The sequence below is a fragment of the Mesorhizobium sp. L-8-10 genome (assembly GCF_016756635.1).
In the GTDB taxonomy this organism is placed as follows: domain Bacteria; phylum Pseudomonadota; class Alphaproteobacteria; order Rhizobiales; family Rhizobiaceae.
This window is the reverse complement of the sequence record NZ_AP023263.1, coordinates 3,856,781-3,876,579: the sequence shown is the minus strand read 5'-3', so window position 1 is coordinate 3,876,579 and position 19,799 is coordinate 3,856,781. Positions and strand designations below refer to the sequence as shown.

Below are 19,799 nucleotides of genomic sequence, written 5' to 3'. Positions count from 1 at the left end.
CATGCCGCGACCGCCCGTCCAATCACCAAGGCGTCCCATCACGCCCGCCTCTGCAGCTTCGGCGCGATCGCCCGGAAGGCTTCGACCACCGCCTCGACGAAAGGCGCATCGTTGATGTTCGCGCCGACGCGTTCCACACGGCGTTGCGGCGTTCCCCGCACCGTCTTCTCGATGGCCTCGAACAGCGCGTTGTCCGCCTCCGGGTCGTGGAAGGCCTTGCCGGTTGCGTCGAGCATCGAAACGCCGCGCTCGGGCAGGAGAAAGCGCACCGGGCCGTTCATCTGGTTGAGCCGCCCGCCGATCCATTCCCCGAAAGCTCGGTTCTCGTCGCGCGTGGTGCGCATCAGCGTGACGTTCGGATTGTGGATCACGAATTTCCTGTTGCGGAATTTCTCCGGTACCGTGTCGCGCGGGCCGAAATTGACCATGTCGAGCGCGCCGACAGAACCGACATAGGGCAGCCCGGTGCGGATCGGCGCGCCGAAGCGGTCCTGATCGGCCGGGAAGACGCCGCCGACGATCATGTCGGCGACCTCGGTCGTGGTCAGGTCGAGGAAGCCGGAGAGCAGGCGGGAATCGCCGAGGCTTTCCATCGAGCGGCCGCCGATTCCGGTGGCGTGGAATACCAGGCAGTCATAGTCCGCCTCGAGCCGCCCGGTTACGGCCTGGACCGCCGGGGTGGTGACGCCGAACATGGTGATCCCGAGGGCCGGACGGGCGAGCTTGCGCCTTGCCTCCCAGGCCTCGGCGCTCGGCAACTGGGCGACCATGCCGGCCATGGCGTGGGCGGCGTTGCCGAGCACCTGCTCGGTGATCGAGTTCAGCCCCTGCACGTCGGCGACCGAATGGAACATCATGATGTCGGCGGGGCCGACATATTTCGCGACGTCTCCGGCCGCGACCGTCGAGACCATGATCTTGGGGATGCCGACCGGCAGCGCGCGCATGCCTGCCGTCGCCAGCGTCGTGCCGCCCGAGCCGCCGGCGGAAATGATGCCGCCGATGCGCGGCTCGCGCTCGATCCAGCGGGCGAAGGCTTCCGCCATGGCCGCGACCGAGCGCCCGCGATCACCCGACATGACTTCCGACGGCCCGCGCGGATGCATGCCGGCGACCTGGACTGCGGGCACATCGGCGCTCACGGGCCGGCCCGAGGTGGAAAGATCGACGGTGCGTACCGGAATCCCGAGCGCCCTCAGCCGGTCGGCGACGAAGCGCAGTTCCCTGGCCTTGGTGTCGAAGGTGCCGGCGACGATCACCGTGCGCCCGATGCGCTCTGCGAAGGGCATGGCGAAGATCTTCTTCGCATCGTCGGCCGGCGCCGATTTCTCGACGGCGGCCTGGCGCATCTCGGTGACAGGCACATTCCATCGGTTGGGCAGTTCCGTGACGGGCCGATAGACGCTGCTCGCCGTCGGCGTCTCAGCAGCCTCGGACGGGCGTCGATCGATGCGATAGACCTCGGCGAGCTGCTCCCTGGCCTGCGCGGCCACGTCAGGCGTCACCGCCTCTTCATCCGAGTGCCGGCCGACGCCGAGGAGCCGCTGCTGCAGGCTACGGTCGGCGGCGAGCGCGCGCGCCTCCATGATCCGGTTGATCCGGCCATTGACCATGATCGCCACATGGTCCGAAACTGATGTCGCCACCCCGATATTCTGCTCGATGACAAGGATCGCCATCTCGCCTTCCTCGGCGAGCGTGACGAGCATCTTCTCGACCTGGTCGACGATGACGGGCGCCAGCCCTTCGGTCGGCTCGTCCATGACCAGGAGCTTCGGATCGCTGAGCAGCGCCCGCGAGATGGCAAGCATCTGCTGCTCTCCGCCGGAGAGCTGGGAGCCGCCGTTGTCGCGGCGCTCGGCGAGCCTCGGGAATGTCTGGTAGACGCGCTCGACGGTCCACGCAGCGTCGCGTCTGACCCCGGCCGCCAGCCGCAGATGCTCGTCGACGGTGAGGCTCGGCCAGACGCGCCGCCCCTGCGGCACGTAGCCGACCCCGAGGCGATGGATCTCATGCGGCTCGAGCGTCGAGATCTCACGGCCGTTGACTCGGATCGAGCCCGACCGGGCGCGCTTCAGGCCAGTGATCGTGTTGCAGAGCGTCGTCTTGCCCATGCCATTGCGGCCGACCACAGAGAGCACGCCGCTTTCCAGCGTCAGCGACACGCCCTGTATGGCGTGGCTCTCGCCGTAATAGACATGCAGGTCGTCGATCCTGAGGACGGCCTTTCCGGAGCGCTCAGCCATGCCTGCCTCCGAGATAGATCTGCTGCACCTCGGCGTCGGCCTCGATCTCAGCCGGCGTGCCTTCCTTGAAGAGCCGCCCGTTGTGCATCATCGAGACATATTCGGAGACCCGCAGCGCGACATCAAGGTCATGCTCGATGATGATGTATCCGATATGCCTGGGCAACGCGTTCAGAATGGCGACGAGGTCGCGCCGCTCGGTCGGCGAGAGACCGGCGGCCGGCTCGTCGAAGAGGATGAAGCGCGGCGCGCCGGCGAGCGCCAGAGCGATCTCGAGCTGGCGCTGCTGGCCGTGGCTGAGCGTAGCGACCGGCGTATCGCGGTCGCCGTCGAGATGGACTGCGCCCAGGATCGATTCCGCCTGGACCATGTTGACGTCGGCCGCGTTCGGCCGCAGCAGCGAGAAACGCCGCCGCGACACGCCGCGGCAGGCGAGGAAGACACTGTCCAGGACGCTCAGCCCGTTGAAGAGCTGCGAGATCTGGTAGGTCCGGCGCAACCCGCGCCGGATGCGCTCATGTGGCGGGAGGTCGGTGATGTCCTCGCCGAAGAAGCGGATGCGCCCCGCCGTCGGCAGGAAGTCGCCCGTGATGGCGTTGAACAGCGTCGTCTTGCCGGCGCCGTTCGAACCGAGGACCGCGCGCCGCTCGCCGGCCGCGATCCTCATGTCGATGCCGGAGAGCGCCACCAGGGCGCCGAAATGCCGCGCGACGCCGTCGAGCTCCAGCGCATGGGCGCCGGTGCCTTGCAGGCGGGATGCGACGGCATTGTCGGTCACGGTGCCACCCTCCAGGCGACGCTTCTTACGGGCAGGACGGGTTATCGCGCCCGACGACGCCGAGCTTCAGGAACTCGTCCTCGGCGATGCCGAGCGTCTGGTTGACCTGCGGCACCACCTTGACCAGCTTGTTGTAGAGGTTGCCGTCGGAGCCCTCCGACACTTCGGTCAGATAGATGTCGGCGATCGCCTGCCGGTTCTTATCGAGCGACACCTTGCCGGTCGGCGTGTCGAAGGAGAGCTTGGACAGCGCCTCCCTAAGCTTGGCTCCATCGTCGGACAGATCGGCCTTGACCTCCTCCAGGCCGAGCAGCGTCGCCTTCATGTTGACATAGTAGCCATGGGCGAAGAGCGACGGCGACGGGAAGGCGTCGGCCTGCTTCTTGTAGGCCTCGACGAAGGCCTTCCATTCCGGCGTGTCGTTGGTGTCGGCGATCGGGCCGGCCGACGGCGTGCCGACGACCACCTCGCGGATCTTGCCCTTCGAGGTGAGCACCGTCTGGTCGACGGTGATCGAGCCGCCGATCAAGGGCGCGGTGCCGCCGGCCTGCTGGTACTGGGTCAGGAAATTGACGCCGTCGGCGCCGCCGAGCGCCACATAGATCGCGTCGACGTCGTCGGGTATCGCGGCAATGACGGAGGAATAGTCCTTGTTGCCGATCGGCACCCAGGATTTCGACGGCACCGTGCCGCCGGCCTTGCAGAACTCGGCCATGAAGCCGAACACCTGCGTATAGGGGAAGGAATAGTCTTCGGCGACCGTCGCCACCTTCTTGTAGCCCTTCTCGTTGAAGGCATAGGTGCCGAGGCCCGCCATCCATTGCGCGCCGTCGGTCGAGAAGCGGAAGAAGTTCGGCGCCGGATCGCGCAACGTCGTGTCCTGGGCGGCCGAGGTGCCGTTAATGAAGGCCACGCCCGGCTGGGTCTTGGCATAGTCCTTGACGGCGATGCCTTCGTCTCCGGAGAGCGGTCCGACGAGCACCTTCACGCCGTCCTGCTCGACCAGCTTGCGCGCGGCGCGCACCGCGCTGTCGGGCGAGGCATCCGACGAGCCCTTGACCACTTCGATCTTCTTGCCGGCGACGGTGCCGCCAACCTCGTCGATCGCGGTCATGGCGCCGCGCATGCTGTCCTCGCCCAGCACGGTGAAGGGGCCCTCGAATGTCGCCAGCACACCAATCTTGATGGTGTCGTCCTGCGCGAGCGCCTGCGACGGCGCGGTGAGCCCGCTCGCCAGCGCCAATGCCAGCAATGTACGCCTGTGGATCCTCATTGATACCTCCCTTGTCTTCCTGGCCTTGTTTCCTGGATCGGTTGCTTCAGCCGCCCTCTCCTCACGGGTTCGGGCGCAAGGACTCCTGGGCCAGATGTGGTCTGATCCTCCCCCACAGTCCCAGCAGGCCATCCGGCGAGACGAAGACGATCGCCAGGAAGACGAGGCCGATGAGCGTGTTGAAACGCTCGGCCCCGACGATGTCGATGGCGAAGGTCTGCATCAGGACGACGACGAGCGCCCCCAGGAACGGCCCGACCGGATGGCGCATCCCGCCGATGACGGCGATGATCAGGACATTGATGGCGGCGGCGACATTGATGGTGCCCGGCGAGATGCGTCCGTTGAACCAGACGAGCAGCACGCCGGCGAGGCCGGCGATGATGCCGGCATAGAAATAGGCGACGACCTTGTGCGCGGTGACGTTGAAACCGATGGCGCGCATGCGGCGGGGATTGTCGCGCAGCGCCTGCAGCGTCAGGCCGAAGGTGGACCGCGAGCCGTAGAGCACCGCCGCATAGGTAAGCGCCGAGACGCCGAGGCACAGATAGTAGAAGGGCAGCGGGTTGCGCCAATAGACGCCCCAGAACTCCGGCGCGCGGATGCCGGCGTAGCCGGGAAAGCCGTTGAACAGGGAATAGTTCTGGTTGGTGAAATAGAAGAAGGCGGTGGCGATCGCCAGCGTGATCATGATCGTATAGATGCCTTCGGTCCGGTTCGAGATCACCCCGATCAGCGCCGAGGCGATACCCGCCAGCAGCGTCGCGAAGGGAACGACGATCCAGAACGGCCAGCCGAAGCCGTGCACGCCCGAGTTGTTGAGGCCAAGGATGGCGACCGCATAGCCGGCGACCCCGGCCACCGAGATCTGCGCCAGACTGACCATGCCGCCATAGCCGGCGAGCATCACCAGCGACAGCGCGATCATGCCCAGGATCAGCGAATAGGCCCCGATCTGCGTCAGGAAGAAGTCGGATGCCACCGCCGGATAGAGCGCCAGAAGCGCGAGGAGCACGACATTGCCCGCGCCGATGCGGTCGACGAAGGTGACGATCGCACGCGGGCTGTCGCTGGTCACCAGAACGCTCATCGCGCTTTCCCCATGATGCCTTGCGGACGCAGCGCCAGCACCACCACCATGATGACGAAGGTGAGCACGATGCCGTAGGTCGGGAAATAGACAAGACCGATCTGCTCGGCGAGGCCGATCAGCAGGGCGCCGATGGCGGCGCCGGTGATCGAGCCCATGCCTCCCACGATCACCACGACCAGCGAGGCGAGAAGATAGCGCACGTCCTCGCCGGGCGCGACCGAAAGCGCCGAGCCGCCGACTACGCCGGCAAAGCCCGCGAGCCCCGCTCCTATCGCGAAGACGATGGCGAAGACGGCATGCACGTTGACGCCCGAGGCGGACAGCATGGCCCGATCGTCTACGCCGGCGCGGATCATCATGCCGACCCGCGTCCGGTTGAGCATGAGCCAGAGGCCGACCCCGATGACGATGGCGACCCCGAGCACGACCAGCCTGTAGAACGGGTAGCGCATGAACACCGCCTCGCCGCTCGATTTCACCGCCGTCACGATCGGCATGGTGACGGCGCCGTCGAGCCAAGGCGGCGTGACGATCTGGTAGGTCGTGCCGGTCCACACCGCCAGCATCAGGTCGGCCGCGACGATCGAGATGCCGATCGTCACCAGCGTCTGGCGAAGATCATCGCCCTCAAGCCTGCGGAATACGAGGATCTGCATGACGAGGCCGATCAGCGCCAGCACGACGAAGCCCGCGGCGACGCCGAGCAGCCAATAACCGGTGCGCGTCGCGACCTCGTAGCCGATATAGGCGCCCAGCAGATAGAGCGAGCCGTGGGCGAGGTTCACATTGCGCATCAGGCCGAACACCAGGGTGAAGCCGCTCGCCACCAGGAAATAGAGGCCGGCGAGCGTGATGCCGTTGAACACGGCGCTGACGAAGGCCTTCTTCGAGATCAGCACGGCGTTCAGCCAGTCGGGCCAGGCTGCGAAGAACAGCCATGCCACCAGCGCGGCCACGACCAGCCAGAACAGGCCCCAGGCCTGCCGTCTCGTCATGCCGCCGCCTGACAGGTCGGCTGTCGCGCCTGGCCGATCCAGAAGGCTCATGCGGTCAGCCTGCGGCGCTGCTCGTTCATGCGCGGCGCCTTGTGGAACTTGCCGTCCTTCATGATGGCCAGGATGCGGTTTTTGTCTTGCAGGATACGCACGTCGGCGATCGGATCGCCGTCGACCAGCAGCAGGTCGGCCAGATAGCCTTCCTTGACCAGGCCGAGCTCGTCGGCCATGCCCATGATCTGGCCGCCATATTTGGTCGCCGCCTGGATCGCCTCCATCGGCGAGAAACCGAGCATCTCGACGAAGGTCTGGATATCCTTGGCGTTGGTGCCCTGCGGCGTCCAGGCGAAGCCGTAGTCTCCGCCGATGCAGATGCGGATGCCGCGGCGGTGCATCTTCTTCATCGTATCGATGCACATTTCGAGCTCGCGCTCATATTCGAGAGCCACCGCCGAACCGGGCTTGATGCCCCACGGCTCCGCATAGCGCGCCGTGTTGATGAGCCAAGCGATGCCGGGTGCCACGAAATGCCTGTCCTTCGCGGCTTCGAGCATGTCGAGCGCCTCCTCGTCAGCGAAGGAAGCATGGTAGATGTTCTGGATGCCGTGGCGGATGCACTGCTTGACCGAACCCGACGAACGGGCATGGGCCGACAGCACCTTGTTGCGGCAGCGCGCCTCCTGGGCGGCCATCGCGACCTCCTCCTCCGACATCGGCGTCTCTTCCGCGCCCATGCCGGTGAGCGCCTCGCCCGACAGATTGAGCTTGATGGAATCGACGCCGTATTTGATGAGCTGGCGCACGGTGCGCCGGATCTCCTCGGGTCCCGACACGACGAGCCCGAGGTTCAACCCCTCATGCGGGATATGCGAGGGCGCGGCGTCGCCGAGGCCGCCAACCGTCGTGATCTCCGGCCCGGCCGCCAGATAGCGGGGCCCGGGAAACCGGCCCTGGTTGATGAACTTCTTGGCAACGACGTCGAGTCGCGGCTTGGCGGCGGCGGCCCCTCGGCCCGCGGTGAAGCCCGCATCCAGCACCAGCTTGGCCATCTCCATGGTCACCAGCATGTGCTCCTCGAGCTCCATCATCTGGATCGGGTCGATGCCAGGCGCATTGTTCCAGGAGAGATGGAGATGGGCGTCGATCATGCCGGGCATCAGCGTGGCGCCCATGCCGTCGATGACGGTCGCCCCGCCCGACGTCGACCCGGTCGAGCCGCCGAAGCGCGACGAGCCGCGTGTGATCTGCTTGATCCGGTTGCCCTGGACCAGCACCTCGCCCGTATAGGGATAGTCGCCGGTCGCGTCGAGCACGCGCACATTCGTGAAGAGTATGTTGCCGCCGCCGTTGCCGTTCCAGCCGCCGCCCCAGATATCGTCCGCCATCTCTACCTCCCGTAGTGGCTAGGGCGTTCTCCCGCCGCCCCGACCGGGATCGACCTCCATCGATCGCGGCCTAATCCTATCCTCGCCGATCGACCTCTCTGAGGAACTCCGCCAGCTTTCGATTGCTTGCCTGCGGGTTCTCTATCGTCGCCCAGTGGCCGCAGCGGTCGATCGAGGAGAATACGGCTCCCTTGATCCTGTCGGCAAGCGCCTGGGCGACGCTTGCCGGATTGACCATGTCGGCGTCGCCGGTGACCAGCATCGCCGGCGCCGCGATGCGGCTGATATCGACGGCCTCGGCCTTTGACAGCGCCTCGCAATGGCGCGCATAGGCCTCCGGATCCTGGCGGGTGATCGATTCCCGCACGAAGGCGACCGCCGCCGGGGCCGTCTCGCGTGTATGGGCCGAAAGCGCGCCGGCCACGATCTGGTCGGCTATGTCGGCGATGCCGCCGGAACGGGCGAGCCTTGCCCTGTTGAGCAGGGCCTCGCGCGTCGGAGCCGCCGGCTCGGCGAGGGCCCCGAAGAGTGACAGCGATGCCACCAGCCCCGGTTCACCCACGGCGATGCGCTGGCACACCATCGTTCCCATGGAATGACCGATGAAATGGGCGCGGGCAACGCCGAGCCCATGCATCGCGCGGATCACGGCATCGCTGAGCGTCTCCAGCGTCACGGCATCGAGCGGCCGCGGCGATCGGCCTGCTCCCGGAAGGTCGAGGCGCACCACGCGATAGCCGCCGAGCACGGCAAGCTGAGGCTGGAACATGTTCATCGTGCCGCCCAGGCCGTGGATCATCACCACGGGAAAGCCTTCCCCGCTGACTTCGGCGACGACCTGGCCGACCGTGACGGCGGTCATTGCGCACGCTCCACGAAACGGTTCTCCAGCGCACCGATGCCGTCGATCTCGACCCGCACCACGTCGCCGGCCTTCAGATATTTGGGCGGATCGAAACCGATGCCAACGCCGACCGGCGTACCGGTCGCGATGATGTCGCCCGGCTTCAGCGTAATGCCCTGCGAGAGCGTCGCGATGATGGTCGGAATGTCGAAAATGAGCAACGATATCCTGGAATCCTGCCTGAGGTCGTCATTGACGAAGCAGCGGATCGCGGCGCTCTCCAGGTCGAATTCGTCCCTGGTCACCGCCCATGGGCCCATCGGACAGAACGTGTCCTGCGATTTGCCGATCAGCCACTGGCTGTAGCGGCCCTGGAGATCACGCGCGGTCACGTCGTTGACGATGGTATAGCCCCAGACATGCTCGAAGGCATTTTCCGGGGCGATGCCCCGCCCCTCCTTGCCGATGATGACGGCGAGCTCGGCCTCGTAGTCGATCGCCGTGGAAACCGATGCGTCCATCAGCACGGCCGCACCGGTCGGCACCACGGTTTCGGGTACTTTCGAGAAGATGATCGGGTGCTTCGGCACGGCGCCCGCGCCGGCGCTGGAATCGAAACCGCTGCGCGCGAATTCATGCGCGTGCTCATGGTAGTTCTTGCCCACGCAGAAGATGTTGCGCCGGGGTCGCGGCACCGGAGCCTCGAGTTCGACGCGGTCCAGCGGCACGGGCGACAGGGTGGGCGGCAGGCCCGCACCGTTGCGATCGATCAAGGCAAGCACGCCGGAAGCGGCGCTCTCCACCGGGAGATCGAAAGGCGCGACGGTCCGACTTTCCAGATCGACGAGGCCGACGCGGCGCTCGCCCGCAATCGAAAAGGTCGCCACCCTCATTCACGCTCTCCATGAACCAATTTTGAACCAATTCTGGCTTCTTTTGAAGCAAGCTAGCGGCGATTGGTTTATCTCGCAAGCGGTTTCTTTGCTGGTCCGACCAATTTTCCGAGGCCGTTTCGTTGCAGGGCACCGAGTTTACAGGACTCCCATCCTCGATATGGAGATGGACCAAACTCGGCCGGGCGGCTATAGATGGCTCAATATCGGATCAGATAAAGGTGCAGAGCGTGCCCAGGCTCGTCGCCAACGACATCGCCGCCGCCCTCAAGAGGCGCATCGCCGCCGGCGAGTGGGAAAATGGCCGGATGCCCCCCGAACGCGATCTCGCCGGTGAGTTCGGCGTGGCGCGAAACACGGTCCGACGCGCCGTCGGCATGCTGGAAGAGGACGGCACCGTGGTGCGCCATGTCGGCCGCGGCACCTTTCTGGCGGCCGCCAATAGCGACAGCCTCGCAGCGGCCGTGATGCGGATGGAAGGGACGAGCCCGGCCGACATGATGGAGATCCGCCAGCTCCTCGAGCCCGCCGCGGCCTCCTTTGCCGCCACCAATGCCAGCGCCGGCGAGCTCAATGCCGTGCGCGAAGCGCATCGCGCCGCGATCGAGGCGGACGACATGCCGATCTTCGAGCAGTGGGATGCGGAGTTTCACCACAGGATCTTCGCCTGTTCCCGCAACGAGTTCCTGAAGGAGATCCACAATGTCATGCGCATCCTGCGCAACCAGTCGCCCTGGTTCGAGATGAAGAAGCGTTCCTTTTCCGAAGAACGCCGCCAGACCTATTGCCGCGAGCACCAGGCCGTCCTGGACGCCCTCTTCGGCCGCGATCCCGAAGGCGCGCGCCAGGCCATGCTGGCGCATCTGCAGACCGTGGCGCGCAACCTGCTGGGGCGGTAGCTACCGCTCGGTGTTTCTCTTGCTCGTCACTTGCATCGCCCGCTACCCTTATCGTAGCGACAACGTATCGAGCAGGCTGGCCTCCCAAGCGAGCCCGCGGTCAAAGCCGGCAACAATGCAAGCCTTTGAACAGCTGCAAAATCAGACTGTTCCGTGCTAGACTATAGTTTAGACTTTGTTTGCATTGGGGCACCTGCGCCCAACAATGGCAACTGGCTGCAATCTAGTCAGTCCCGATGCGGTTTCCACTCCGAGACCTACTCCTCGCGCGTGTCAAACTCCGCCCGTGCCTTTTCGATCGTCGGACGGTACTCGATGGCCCAGTTGCTGAGGACCCGAAGAGGTTCGATCAGCGAACGCCCCGCGTCGGTGAGGGCATATTCCACCTTGGGCGGAATGGTGGGGTAGGCGGCGCGCGACACGAGCCCGTCGCGCTCTAGGCTGCGGAGCGTCAATGTCAGCATGCGGTGGGACACGCCGCCGATCTCGCGCATCATCTGGTTGAACCTGAGCGGCCCGCACGCCAGGACGCCGACCACCATGATGGTCCACTTGTCGCCGATTCGATCGAGAATCTGGCCGAGCGCGCGGCACTCGTTATGGTCGTGGCCCTCGGGCATATTCGTCGTCTGCATGGCGGCGGTTTTCATCGGCAGCTCCGTCCCGGGTACTGGGTAGGCACATCCGTGTGCGTGGCGCACTTCCATGTGCATTCTTGTGCCGATACCCGATATCGATCATATCGTCACGTACATTTTGTTCGTTAACAGGAAGGACGGCGGCATGAAGATCGGAATCAGCGGGGCAAGCGGGAAACTCGGCGCAGCCACCATCGAGGAACTGGGCGCGCGCGGAGGCGGTCACCAGATCGTCGCGATTTCGCGTTCGCCGGAAAAAGCGGGCGGCTCGGTCGAGGCGCGCAAGGGCGATTACGACCAGCCCGACACGCTTGCCGACGCCTATGCCGGACTCGACCGCCTGGTGCTCATCCCGAGCGCGGACCTTCGTCCAGGGGTGCGCGGCGCGCAGTTCAAGTCGGCCATCGATGCGGCGGTGAAGGCGGGCGTGCAGCACATCTTCCTGCTGTCGGCGGCAGGCACGCGCGAAGCCACCGTGCCTGCGCTTGGCGAATCCTACTGGACGGGCGAGCAATACCTGATCAGGACGGCCCCGCACTGGACGATCCTACGCATGAACTACTACACCCAGTCCATGATCGACGAGATCATGATGTCCCAGGGCCAGGGCATGCTGGCAGGACTCGGCAAGGACCGCGTCGCTTACGTCTCGCGCAACGATGTCGCCGCCGCAACGGCAGGAGCGGTCCTGGGCGAGGGCCATGCAGGCGCGATCTACAATCTCACCGGACCGGAGGCGCTGACGGGACAGGATATTGCGGCGATCGCCTCGGATGCGCTCGGCAAGCCCATCGCCTTCGCCGCCATCTCCGAGGACCAGCTGCGCGGCGGATTGGGCCAGGCCGGGCTGCCGGATTTCGTCCTCGATGCCATCGTCGACATCAAGAAGACCTTCGTCGAAGGGTATTTCGATGTCCTGACCCATGACGTCGAACGGCTCTCGGGCCGTGCTCCCGTTTCCTTCCGTGACGTGCTCGCGGCAACGAAGCCCTGAGGAGGACCGCGACCATGGCCCGCAAATACGTCTACTGGATCAGCACCGCGCTTCTTTCGGCGCTCTACCTCACATCGGCTGCCTTTTACATCACCCAGGGCGACACGGTGCGCCAGCTTCTCGGCCAGCTCGGCTTTCCCGGTTTTCTCGTGCCGCTCCTGATCGCGGCCAAGCTCCTGGGCGTCGCCGCGATCCTGGCGCGGGTCAGCGTAGCGCTTTCCGACCTTGCCTATTCCGGCATGTTGTTTCACCTGCTCCTGGCCCTGTCGGCACATCTGAACGCGTCCGACTACGGCGGGTCCGTTCCGGCACTCGTGGGGCTGGTGGCGCTGGTCGTTTCCTTCGTGACCCAGAACACCGCGCGGGCGAAGTCTTCGCCCTATGCCCCCTCGCATTCACCGCTTCAGGCGGCGAGCGCCTGAGATGCGACTCGGAATCTACACCTTCGGCGATCTGCGCCCCGATCCCGTCACGGGCACAATCGTCAACGGGCGGGAGCGCATGGCGCAGATGCTGGAGATGGCGAGGCTTGCCGACGAGGCGGGCCTCGACCTGATCGGCGTCGGCGAGCATCACGGGCTCGATTACGTGAACTCCGCCACTGCGGCCCAGATCGCTGCCATGGCGGCGGTGACCAGGCGCATCCGCCTCACGAGCGCCACCACCCTGATCGCCACCGCCGATCCAGTACGCACCTTCCAGGAGTTCGCTACCGCAGACCTCGTGTCGAAGAGACGGGTCGAGATCATCGTTGGACGCGGTGCCTTCAACGACAATTATTCGCTTTTCGGCTTTGACATGGCCGACTACGACGCGTTGTTCATGGAGAAGCTCGATCTTCTCGACAAGCTGAACAGGTCGGACCATGTGACATAGAGTGGCCACTTCAGCCCGCCCCTGGTCGATGCGCCGATCGCGCCGCGACCCGCCCAACCGCGCCTGCCGATCCGGGTCGGTGCCGTTTCCGCGCAGACCGCCGCGCGGGCAGGACGCCTCGGCTATCCCCTGGCCATGCCCATGCTCGACGGCTCGATCGACAGTTATGGCCAGACGGCCCGGCACTACCGTTCGGCATGGCAAGACTGCGGCCGGACTGACACCGGTCAGCCCGAGATCGTGGTCTTCGGGCATGCCCATGTTTCAGATGCGGAGGATGCGATGGCGGCCTTCTATCCCTACTACTCCGCCTATCTCAGGCCCTTGTTCAACGGACAGATGCGGGAAGCAACTTATCGTGCCTGGTGGTCACCCCTAGGTTCGTTCGTCGCGGGCAGCGCACAGCAGGTGGTCGACAAGCTCGCCGCCTTGCATGCTGCGACAGGCTGCAGTCTGTTCGCGGGGCAGATCGACATCGGGGCGCAACCGTTCGCCCAGGTCATGCGCGGCATCGAGCTAATGGCCAAGAAGGTAGCTCCGGCCCTGCGCCAGCTATGACGCGGGCTTCGGGACGGCAGAGCAGATGCGGTTTTGACGAGGCGAGCAAGGTCCAGCGCGCTAGCCTATAATCAAGCTGGATTTCACAAACGGATTTAATGCATTAGTCCAACTCTGGTAGTTTTGCTGCCTAATGCCGCTAAGACTGAGCGCGGCACCAAAGCTAGCCCCTGGCGGGCAATCCCGCCGAGCTCCATCAGGCCCTCAAAATGTCAACCAGGCCCCTCCCCCGGCCAGGCCAAGTGCCGACCAGGCTTTCCGGCTACAAGATCCGCGTGACCGTGACGCTCCAGAAGATTGCTTAGGATCGGTCTCGTTGAAGCAAGTCTTTTCCTTAAGCCGCTGCCGCTTTCGAGAGAGATAGTTATCTCCCCGCCCTGTTGCTCGGCCATGCCGGGGCGTCGCCGGCATAACGATAGGTGCCGGAATGTCGTAGCGAGGCGCGCCTGTGGATCTCGGCGAAGTAGGGCTCGAACGGCGCGTTCAGTTCCTCGATCCCGGCATGCTGCGCCAGATAGGCCGGCACCCTCTCCCGGATCTCGGCCAGCACCGCAGCCTCGTCGACCCGCGTCAGCCTGCCGTCGCGCATGACGGTCTCGCCGTTCACCATCACCAGCTCGATCGACGAGCCGTTCTCGCAATAGACGAGGTGTTTGGCGATGTCGTTGAGCGGCGTGAAGGGATAGGCCCCGAGATCGAGCATTACGAGGTCCGCGGCCTTGCCCGGTTCGAGCGAGCCGGTCACCTCCTCCAGCAAGGCGCTGCGCGCGCCGCCGAGCGTCGCCGCCTGCAGGATCTCCGCCGCCGACAGCCATTGCTCGTAATTGGGCCCCGTCGCGCTGTGGAGAAGTGCCGCGACCCGCATGACATCGAAGATGCGGGCGGTGTCGTTGGACGACACGCCGTCGGTTCCGAGCGCCAGCGTCACGCCGGCATCCATCAGCCGCCGAACCGGGGCGACACCGGCGCCGAGCTTCTGGTTGGCGATGGCGTTGTGGGCAACCGAGCAGCCGGCGGCGCCCATCAGCGCCATGTCCTCGTCATCCACCCAGACGGAATGGGCGATCGTCGTATTGCGCCCCAGCACACCGAGGTCGGCCAGATAGCGGACAAGGCTCTTGTCGTAGAGCTCCGGCCCGGTCACCGCCTGGGTGATGGTCTCCAGCACATGGGTATGGAACGGCAGGTTCCTGTCGTTCGCCAGTTCGTAGCAGGCGGTCAGCAGATCGGGCGTGCAGCGTTGCGGCGCCGATGGCGCGATCATGAATTTCAGCCGTCCCGCCCGGCCATCGAAAGCCCCGATGGCCGCGAGGCAATAGTCGATGTAGGCCGAAGCGGTAATCGGAGGGCCGAAGGCAAGCCTGGCCTGCAGCTCGGCCGGCATCACCTCGCGGGCATAGGGCAAGGCATCGAGCGTGTGGATGTTCATGACGCCACTCGACACATTGGCGCGGATGCCGGCGTCCTCGTAAGCCCGGAACACGGTTCCGAGGCGATCGAGTTCGTGGGCTGGCGGATCGAAGAAGCAGTCCGACAGCATGGTGACGCCGTTGCGCAGCGATTCCATCGCCAGCAGCAGGGAGCGCAGATAAAGCAGCCGAGGCTCGATCACCGGTCCCATCAGCAGCGGGTAGGCATAGAGCAGCCAGACTTCCAGCGGCATCTTCTCGTAGCGCCCGCGGAAGAAGGTCTCGCTCGAATGGGTGTGGGCGTTGACGAGCCCGGGCATGACAAGCTTGCCCGCACCCTCGATGACCGTCGCATCCGGCGCGGCGACAAGCCCTCGCCCGATCGCCTTGATGAGCGTCCCCTCGACCAGGACGTCGCCCTCGAACGGCACCGCGCCGTTCGCGGCGTCCATGGTGATGACAGTGGCGTTGCGGATCAGGATTTCGGTCATGGCAGGCGTCCAAGGCATTCGAGCAGCAGACTATAATAGGCCTCGTCGTCGCCGTCGCGGACGTAGAAGACATTTTTCGGCCGATCGGTGATGCCCCACCAGTCGGCGACGGTCATGCCTGATGTCAGCGGGCTCGACGTCTCGACCATGACGCTGACCTGCCGGCCATGGAAAAGCTCGGGACGGAGCATGAAGGCGGGAACACAGGGGCCATGGAGCGGCGCGCCGTCCCAGCCATATTTCCTGAGATCGAAGGCTTCGGAGAACTCCAGCATCTCGGCCGTGGCGATGCCGCAGCGGTTGCCGAGCGCACGCATCGCGGCGAGCCGCGCGGGCGTCGAACGCATCCGGTGCGTGACGTCGAGCGGCAGAAGGGTGATCGGCACGCCCGACCGCAGCACCACATCGGCGGCTTCAGGGTCGACATAGACATTGAACTCTGCCGTCGGGGTGATGTTGCCGACCTCGAAATAGGCGCCCGCCATGGCGAAGATGGCGGCGATCCTCTCCGCAATGTCCGGCGCCTGGACCAGCGCCATGGCCAGGTTCGTCAGCGGCGACAGCGAGCAGATGGTGATCTCGCCGGGTTCGGCGGCGCGCAGTGTCTCGATGATGAAATCGACGCCGTGCCTCTCCGACGCGCTGATCTTCGGCTCGGGCAGATCTGGTCCGTCGAGACCGGTCGGGCCATGCACGTGCTCGGCCATGACGAGATCGCGCCGTATCGGGCGCGGGCAGCCGGCAAAGACGGGGATGTCGGACCGACCGGCGAGCTCGAGCAGCTTGAGGCAGTTCCTGGTCGTGTGGGCAAGGTCGATGTTGCCGGCCGTCGCCACCAAGCCCAGCACCTCGAAAGCCTCGGGCGCGCCGAGCATCATCAGGATGGCGGCGGCCTGGTCCTGCCCGGGATCGGTCAGCACGATCAGCTTGCGTCTTTCCGACATGGTCAATAGTCCCTCAGTTCCGCATTGACCGCGGCCGCTTTGGCTCCGCCCCGCAGCTTGCCCGAGACCCAGACGCCGAAGACCGTCGCGAGATAGGGCAGAGCGAGCAGGAGATCGTGGGGAACACGATCGCCGAAGACGAGTTGCGCCCGGATGCCGATCGCCCCGACAACAGCGAAGAACAGCGCCGCAAGAGCGGCTCCGAACGGATGAGCGCCTCCGAAGATCACCGCTGCAAAGGCCATGAAGCCGCGCCCGGCCGTCATGTTCTGGGCGAAGATCTGCAGGCTGCCCGCCGCAAGCTCGGCGCCGCCGATGGCGCAGAGCACGCCACCGATGGCGAGCGCGGCAAGACGCATGCGCGCGGGATCGACCCCGACGCCGCGCGCGGCGAAAGGATGCTCGCCCGAGGCGGCGAGTTGCAGGCCGAAGCGGGTGCGCCGCAACAGCACCCACATTGCGAACACCACGAAAGGCATCAGCAGCACGAAGACCGAGAGCACGCCGTAGGGCCCGAAGGCCGGGCCGAGGCGCGGCAGGCCGAAGGGCGCATTCACCGCAGCCTGGCTGCCGAAGATCGACTGAACGGCAAGCGCCGTGCCGCCGATGCCGAGGCCGGTGAGGCCGAGGCCCGCGATGATCGGGTTCGCCCGCAGCTTCTCGACGACGAACCAGAGCAGGATCGATCCGAGCACGCACAGTATGATCGCGATCAGCAGAGCGAGCGGAACCGAGCCGGTCAGCATGATGCCGACGATCGTTGCGCAGGCGCCCGTGATCATCAGCCCCTCGAGGCCGAGATGCCAGACCCCTGCCCTCTGAGCGATCACGCCCGCCATGGTGACATAGATCAGCGGCGTGCCGGAACGCAGGATGGCGACGATGACCTCGTTCATGCCGACCGTCTCCCCAGGCCGAGAAGCCGGTCGACGAGACGCGACCTGGCGGTGATGAATAGCGCGATGGAGGCGTTGATGATGTCGATCGCCGCGGCCGGCAGCCCGGCCATGATCGGCAGGTAGAGCGCGGCCGACGCCAGTCCTCCGAAGAAGAAGGCGACGAAGGCGGTGCCGATGACCGAAAAATTGGCGACCAGCGCGATGAGGATGGCTGTAAAGCCGTGCGCCGGCAGGAAGCCGCCGGCCAGCCGGCCATTGGGGCCCATCAGCTCGATCGTGCCGGCCAGCCCCGCCAGCGCCCCGCTGATCAGGAAGCTCGACAGGCCGAGGCTCCATAATCTCGCGCCCTGCCACTGCACCATGGTCGCGTTGCGCCCGGCAAGGCTCGTCAGAACGCCGAAGGCCGTGCGGTTGACGAGCAGCCAGGCGCCGATGCCGACGACGAGCGCGATGCCGATGATCGTCGGAGAAAGCCCCAGCGAGTTGCTGATACGGTAGGCCGCGTCGAGCGGCCGGCTCGAGGCCTGCTGACCCGACCCCGACGGATCCTTGAGCGGTCCTGCCGTCACATAGACCAGGAGCAGGCCCGCCAGGAAGTTGCCCATCAGCGTGGTGATCACCTCGTCTGTGCCGGAGCGCAGGCGCAGCAGGCCCGGCCACAGGGCCCACAACGCGCCCCCAGCCATGCCCGCCGCGAAGCAGGCGGGAATGACGATCACGGCCGGGGCCCCGTTCAGCCATTCGGCGGCAAAGGCAGCGAAGATCGCGCCGACATAGAACTGGCCCTGCGCGCCGATGTTGAAGTAGCCGGCGCGGAACGAGATGGCCACGCCGACCGCGGTGATGAACAGCGGCAGCGCCCAGCGCAGGCTTTGCCCGACGGCTCCGGAGCGCAGGAACGCGCCCTCCGCGATCGACTGGAACATCAGCGGTGCCGAATAGCCGGCGAAAGTGAAGATGACGCCGCAAAGGGCGAGCGCCACGACGATGAAGAACAGTGCGCGCAGCACCATGCCGAGCTTGTCGTTCATCGCCCCACTCCCGTCATGGCGGCGCCGACCGCGCCGATCGAATAGGGCGGCGCGAAGGAACCGGCGACACGCCCCGAGAGCATGACGACCACCCGGTCGCAAATGTCGAAAAGCTCATCGAGGTCGGACGAGATGAGCAGCACGCCGCAACCGCGCGCGCTGGCTTCGCGCAGCGACTGCCAGACAAAGGCCGTCGCGCCGATGTCGAGGCCGCGGGTCGGCTGCGCCGCAATGATCAGCACGGCATCGTCGTCCATCTCGCGCGCAAGGATGACCTTCTGCGCGTTGCCGCCGGAGAGCGAGCCGGCCCTCTGCGCGACATTGGCGTAGCGCACGCTCCAGGACTTGAGGGCGGCATCGCAACGCTTGCGCAGCTTCGCCGGGCTGATGGCCGCAAGCAGTGGCGACAACATCAGTTCCCGCGCCGACCAGTTCTCCCACAGCGAGCTCGACAGGCTGAGCCCCTCGGTGTTGCGCTCGAAGGGGATGACACGCAGACCGGCCGCACGGCGCGCCGAAAGCGACGCCGCGGTGACATCCATCCCGCCGATCGCCAGACTTCCGGACGCCAGTTCGGCAAGGCTCGCTATGGCCCGGACCAGCGTCCGCTGGCCATTGCCTTCGACGCCTGCGACACCGACGATCTCCCCCGGACGGATGGACAGTGCGATGTCCTGAAGTGCGGGTCCCTCGCTGTCCGGATGGGTCGAGACGCCGGAGAGTTCCAGCACCGGAGTGCCGGTGGCCTTGGCATGGGCGGCATGCACAGTTACCGGCTTGGCGCCGGTCATGGCTTCGCGGTCGGCGGGCGCCAGGGATCTGGCGGCCGCATTGCCGATGATCATCTCGGCGAGGCCGGACGGCTCCACTCCCGCGCATGGAATCGGCCCTTCCACAAGCCGGCCCGCACGGAGCACGGTGACGGTATCGGCCACCGCGAGGACCTCGCGTATCTTGTGGAGGATCAGGATGACGGTCACGCCGCGTGCCTTGAGGCGGCGGACCCGTTCGAACAGCTTTTCGATGCCGGCCGGCGACAGCACGGCGGTCGGCTCGTCGAGGATGAGGACGCGCGCATCCGTCACCAGGGCCCGGGCGATCTCGACACCCTGCTGGGTTTCGACCGGCAGGTCGCGGATCCGCCTGCGAGGCTCGACCTTCACGTCGACGCTGTCGAGATGCTCCTTCCAGCGCCGCTCCAGCGCGGCGCGACCGAACAGGCCTGGATGGCCGGACGCGCCGAATTCCATCGCCTCGGCGACGGTGAAGGAGGGCGGCAGCGCGAAACTCTGATGCACGAGCTCGACGCCGGCCTGCCTCGCCTCCTTGACGCTGCCCGTGCGAACGGCGCGGCCGTCGATCGTCACCGCGCCGGTGTCCGGGGTGACGAGGCCGGCCGCGACGCGGGCGAAGGTGGTCTTGCCCGCGCCATTCTGGCCGACGACGGCATGGATCATGCCACGGGCGAAACCGACCGTGACGCCGGAGAGCGCCGTGACCTCGCCATAGGTCACGGTCACGTCGCGGCATTCGAGGGCATGGGCCTCGTTCAT

At 66.0% G+C, this 19,799-nt stretch carries 17 protein-coding genes and 1 pseudogene; 4 read left to right on the top strand and 14 right to left on the bottom strand.

Going from position 1 to position 19,799, the window contains the following annotated elements:
• Positions 1-38: 38 nt before the first annotated feature.
• From JN280_RS17985 to JN280_RS17950, 8 genes are all read right to left on the bottom strand, one after another.
• Complete coding sequence (locus JN280_RS17985) at positions 39-2,246, bottom strand: ABC transporter permease (RefSeq protein WP_202314008.1); 2,208 nt, start codon at positions 2,244-2,246, stop codon at positions 39-41.
• Positions 2,239-3,024, bottom strand: coding sequence for an ABC transporter ATP-binding protein (locus tag JN280_RS17980; protein ID WP_202314007.1), 786 nt, complete (start codon positions 3,022-3,024; stop codon positions 2,239-2,241). The genes JN280_RS17985 and JN280_RS17980 overlap by 8 nt, the downstream gene beginning before the upstream one ends.
• Positions 3,025-3,049: 25 nt before the next feature.
• Positions 3,050-4,297: an ABC transporter substrate-binding protein gene (locus tag JN280_RS17975; protein ID WP_202314006.1), complete on the bottom strand. Its 1,248-nt coding sequence runs from the start codon at positions 4,295-4,297 to the stop codon at positions 3,050-3,052.
• A 61-nt stretch (positions 4,298-4,358) separates the two neighbouring features.
• Positions 4,359-5,387: a branched-chain amino acid ABC transporter permease gene (locus JN280_RS17970; protein WP_202314005.1), complete on the bottom strand. Its 1,029-nt coding sequence runs from the start codon at positions 5,385-5,387 to the stop codon at positions 4,359-4,361.
• Positions 5,384-6,436 carry a branched-chain amino acid ABC transporter permease gene (locus JN280_RS17965; protein ID WP_202314004.1) on the bottom strand — a complete coding sequence of 351 codons (1,053 nt, stop codon included), beginning with the start codon at positions 6,434-6,436 and terminating at the stop codon, positions 5,384-5,386. The genes JN280_RS17970 and JN280_RS17965 overlap by 4 nt, the downstream gene beginning before the upstream one ends.
• Entirely contained in the window at positions 6,433-7,770 is a 1,338-nt protein-coding gene (locus JN280_RS17960; RefSeq protein WP_202314002.1) for a metal-dependent hydrolase family protein, read from the bottom strand. Before JN280_RS17960 ends, JN280_RS17965 begins: the two co-directional genes overlap by 4 nt.
• 76 nt (positions 7,771-7,846) lie before the next feature.
• On the bottom strand, positions 7,847-8,632 hold the full coding sequence (locus JN280_RS17955) for an alpha/beta fold hydrolase (RefSeq protein ID WP_202314001.1): 786 nt from the start codon (positions 8,630-8,632) through the stop codon (positions 7,847-7,849).
• Entirely contained in the window at positions 8,629-9,507 is an 879-nt protein-coding gene (locus JN280_RS17950; RefSeq protein ID WP_202314000.1) for a fumarylacetoacetate hydrolase family protein, read from the bottom strand. Before JN280_RS17950 ends, JN280_RS17955 begins: the two co-directional genes overlap by 4 nt.
• Positions 9,508-9,728: 221 nt before the next feature.
• Here JN280_RS17950 and JN280_RS17945 point away from each other — a divergent pair, with 221 nt between their 5' ends.
• The gene (locus JN280_RS17945; RefSeq protein WP_244743388.1) at positions 9,729-10,406 is read left to right on the top strand and encodes a FadR/GntR family transcriptional regulator; all 678 of its coding nucleotides are present in this window, start codon (positions 9,729-9,731) and stop codon (positions 10,404-10,406) included.
• A 257-nt stretch (positions 10,407-10,663) separates the two neighbouring features.
• On the opposite strand, the gene JN280_RS17940 is transcribed toward JN280_RS17945, so the two are convergent.
• Positions 10,664-11,056 carry a winged helix-turn-helix transcriptional regulator gene (locus JN280_RS17940; RefSeq protein WP_202313999.1) on the bottom strand — a complete coding sequence of 131 codons (393 nt, stop codon included), beginning with the start codon at positions 11,054-11,056 and terminating at the stop codon, positions 10,664-10,666.
• Positions 11,057-11,189: 133 nt separating this feature from the next.
• Between JN280_RS17940 and JN280_RS17935 the strand changes: the two genes are divergently transcribed.
• From JN280_RS17935 to JN280_RS39485, 3 genes and pseudogenes are all read left to right on the top strand, one after another.
• A complete protein-coding gene (locus tag JN280_RS17935; RefSeq protein WP_202313998.1) occupies positions 11,190-12,038 on the top strand; it encodes an SDR family oxidoreductase in 849 nt (282 codons plus the stop codon).
• 14 nt (positions 12,039-12,052) lie between these two features.
• Entirely contained in the window at positions 12,053-12,460 is a 408-nt protein-coding gene (locus tag JN280_RS17930) for a DoxX family protein (RefSeq protein WP_202313997.1), read from the top strand.
• A pseudogene (locus JN280_RS39485) lies at positions 12,420-13,472 on the top strand (LLM class flavin-dependent oxidoreductase). The gene JN280_RS17930 and the pseudogene JN280_RS39485 overlap by 41 nt, the downstream one beginning before the upstream one ends.
• 364 nt (positions 13,473-13,836) lie before the next feature.
• Here JN280_RS39485 and JN280_RS17915 read toward each other — a convergent pair.
• From JN280_RS17915 to JN280_RS17895, 5 genes are read right to left on the bottom strand one after another with little or no spacing between them, the layout of a single operon-like run.
• Positions 13,837-15,372 carry an amidohydrolase family protein gene (locus JN280_RS17915; RefSeq protein ID WP_202313995.1) on the bottom strand — a complete coding sequence of 512 codons (1,536 nt, stop codon included), beginning with the start codon at positions 15,370-15,372 and terminating at the stop codon, positions 13,837-13,839.
• Positions 15,369-16,316, bottom strand: a complete 948-nt coding sequence (locus JN280_RS17910) for a nucleoside hydrolase (protein ID WP_202313993.1) — start codon at positions 16,314-16,316, stop codon at positions 15,369-15,371. Before JN280_RS17910 ends, JN280_RS17915 begins: the two co-directional genes overlap by 4 nt.
• 2 nt (positions 16,317-16,318) lie before the next feature.
• Positions 16,319-17,212, bottom strand: coding sequence for an ABC transporter permease (locus JN280_RS17905; RefSeq protein ID WP_202313991.1), 894 nt, complete (start codon positions 17,210-17,212; stop codon positions 16,319-16,321).
• Positions 17,209-18,246, bottom strand: a complete 1,038-nt coding sequence (locus JN280_RS17900; protein WP_202313989.1) for an ABC transporter permease — start codon at positions 18,244-18,246, stop codon at positions 17,209-17,211. The genes JN280_RS17905 and JN280_RS17900 overlap by 4 nt, the downstream gene beginning before the upstream one ends.
• A complete protein-coding gene (locus tag JN280_RS17895) occupies positions 18,243-19,799 on the bottom strand; it encodes an ABC transporter ATP-binding protein (protein WP_202313987.1) in 1,557 nt (518 codons plus the stop codon). Before JN280_RS17895 ends, JN280_RS17900 begins: the two co-directional genes overlap by 4 nt.

Coding starts and splice junctions, on each gene's coding strand:
- JN280_RS17985 (WP_202314008.1), bottom strand. CDS start 2,246: ATGGCTGAGCGCTCCGGAAAGGCCGTCCTCAGGATCGACGACCTGCAT.
- JN280_RS17975 (WP_202314006.1), bottom strand. CDS start 4,297: ATGAGGATCCACAGGCGTACATTGCTGGCATTGGCGCTGGCGAGCGGG.
- JN280_RS17970 (WP_202314005.1), bottom strand. CDS start 5,387: ATGAGCGTTCTGGTGACCAGCGACAGCCCGCGTGCGATCGTCACCTTC.
- JN280_RS17965 (WP_202314004.1), bottom strand. CDS start 6,436: ATGAGCCTTCTGGATCGGCCAGGCGCGACAGCCGACCTGTCAGGCGGC.
- JN280_RS17960 (WP_202314002.1), bottom strand. CDS start 7,770: ATGGCGGACGATATCTGGGGCGGCGGCTGGAACGGCAACGGCGGCGGC.
- JN280_RS17955 (WP_202314001.1), bottom strand. CDS start 8,632: ATGACCGCCGTCACGGTCGGCCAGGTCGTCGCCGAAGTCAGCGGGGAA.
- JN280_RS17950 (WP_202314000.1), bottom strand. CDS start 9,507: ATGAGGGTGGCGACCTTTTCGATTGCGGGCGAGCGCCGCGTCGGCCTC.
- JN280_RS17940 (WP_202313999.1), bottom strand. CDS start 11,056: ATGAAAACCGCCGCCATGCAGACGACGAATATGCCCGAGGGCCACGAC.
- JN280_RS17935 (WP_202313998.1), top strand. CDS start 11,190: ATGAAGATCGGAATCAGCGGGGCAAGCGGGAAACTCGGCGCAGCCACC.
- JN280_RS17930 (WP_202313997.1), top strand. CDS start 12,053: ATGGCCCGCAAATACGTCTACTGGATCAGCACCGCGCTTCTTTCGGCG.
- JN280_RS17915 (WP_202313995.1), bottom strand. CDS start 15,372: ATGACCGAAATCCTGATCCGCAACGCCACTGTCATCACCATGGACGCC.
- JN280_RS17910 (WP_202313993.1), bottom strand. CDS start 16,316: ATGTCGGAAAGACGCAAGCTGATCGTGCTGACCGATCCCGGGCAGGAC.
- JN280_RS17905 (WP_202313991.1), bottom strand. CDS start 17,212: ATGAACGAGGTCATCGTCGCCATCCTGCGTTCCGGCACGCCGCTGATC.
- JN280_RS17900 (WP_202313989.1), bottom strand. CDS start 18,246: ATGAACGACAAGCTCGGCATGGTGCTGCGCGCACTGTTCTTCATCGTC.
- JN280_RS17895 (WP_202313987.1), bottom strand. CDS start 19,799: ATGAACGAGGCCCATGCCCTCGAATGCCGCGACGTGACCGTGACCTAT.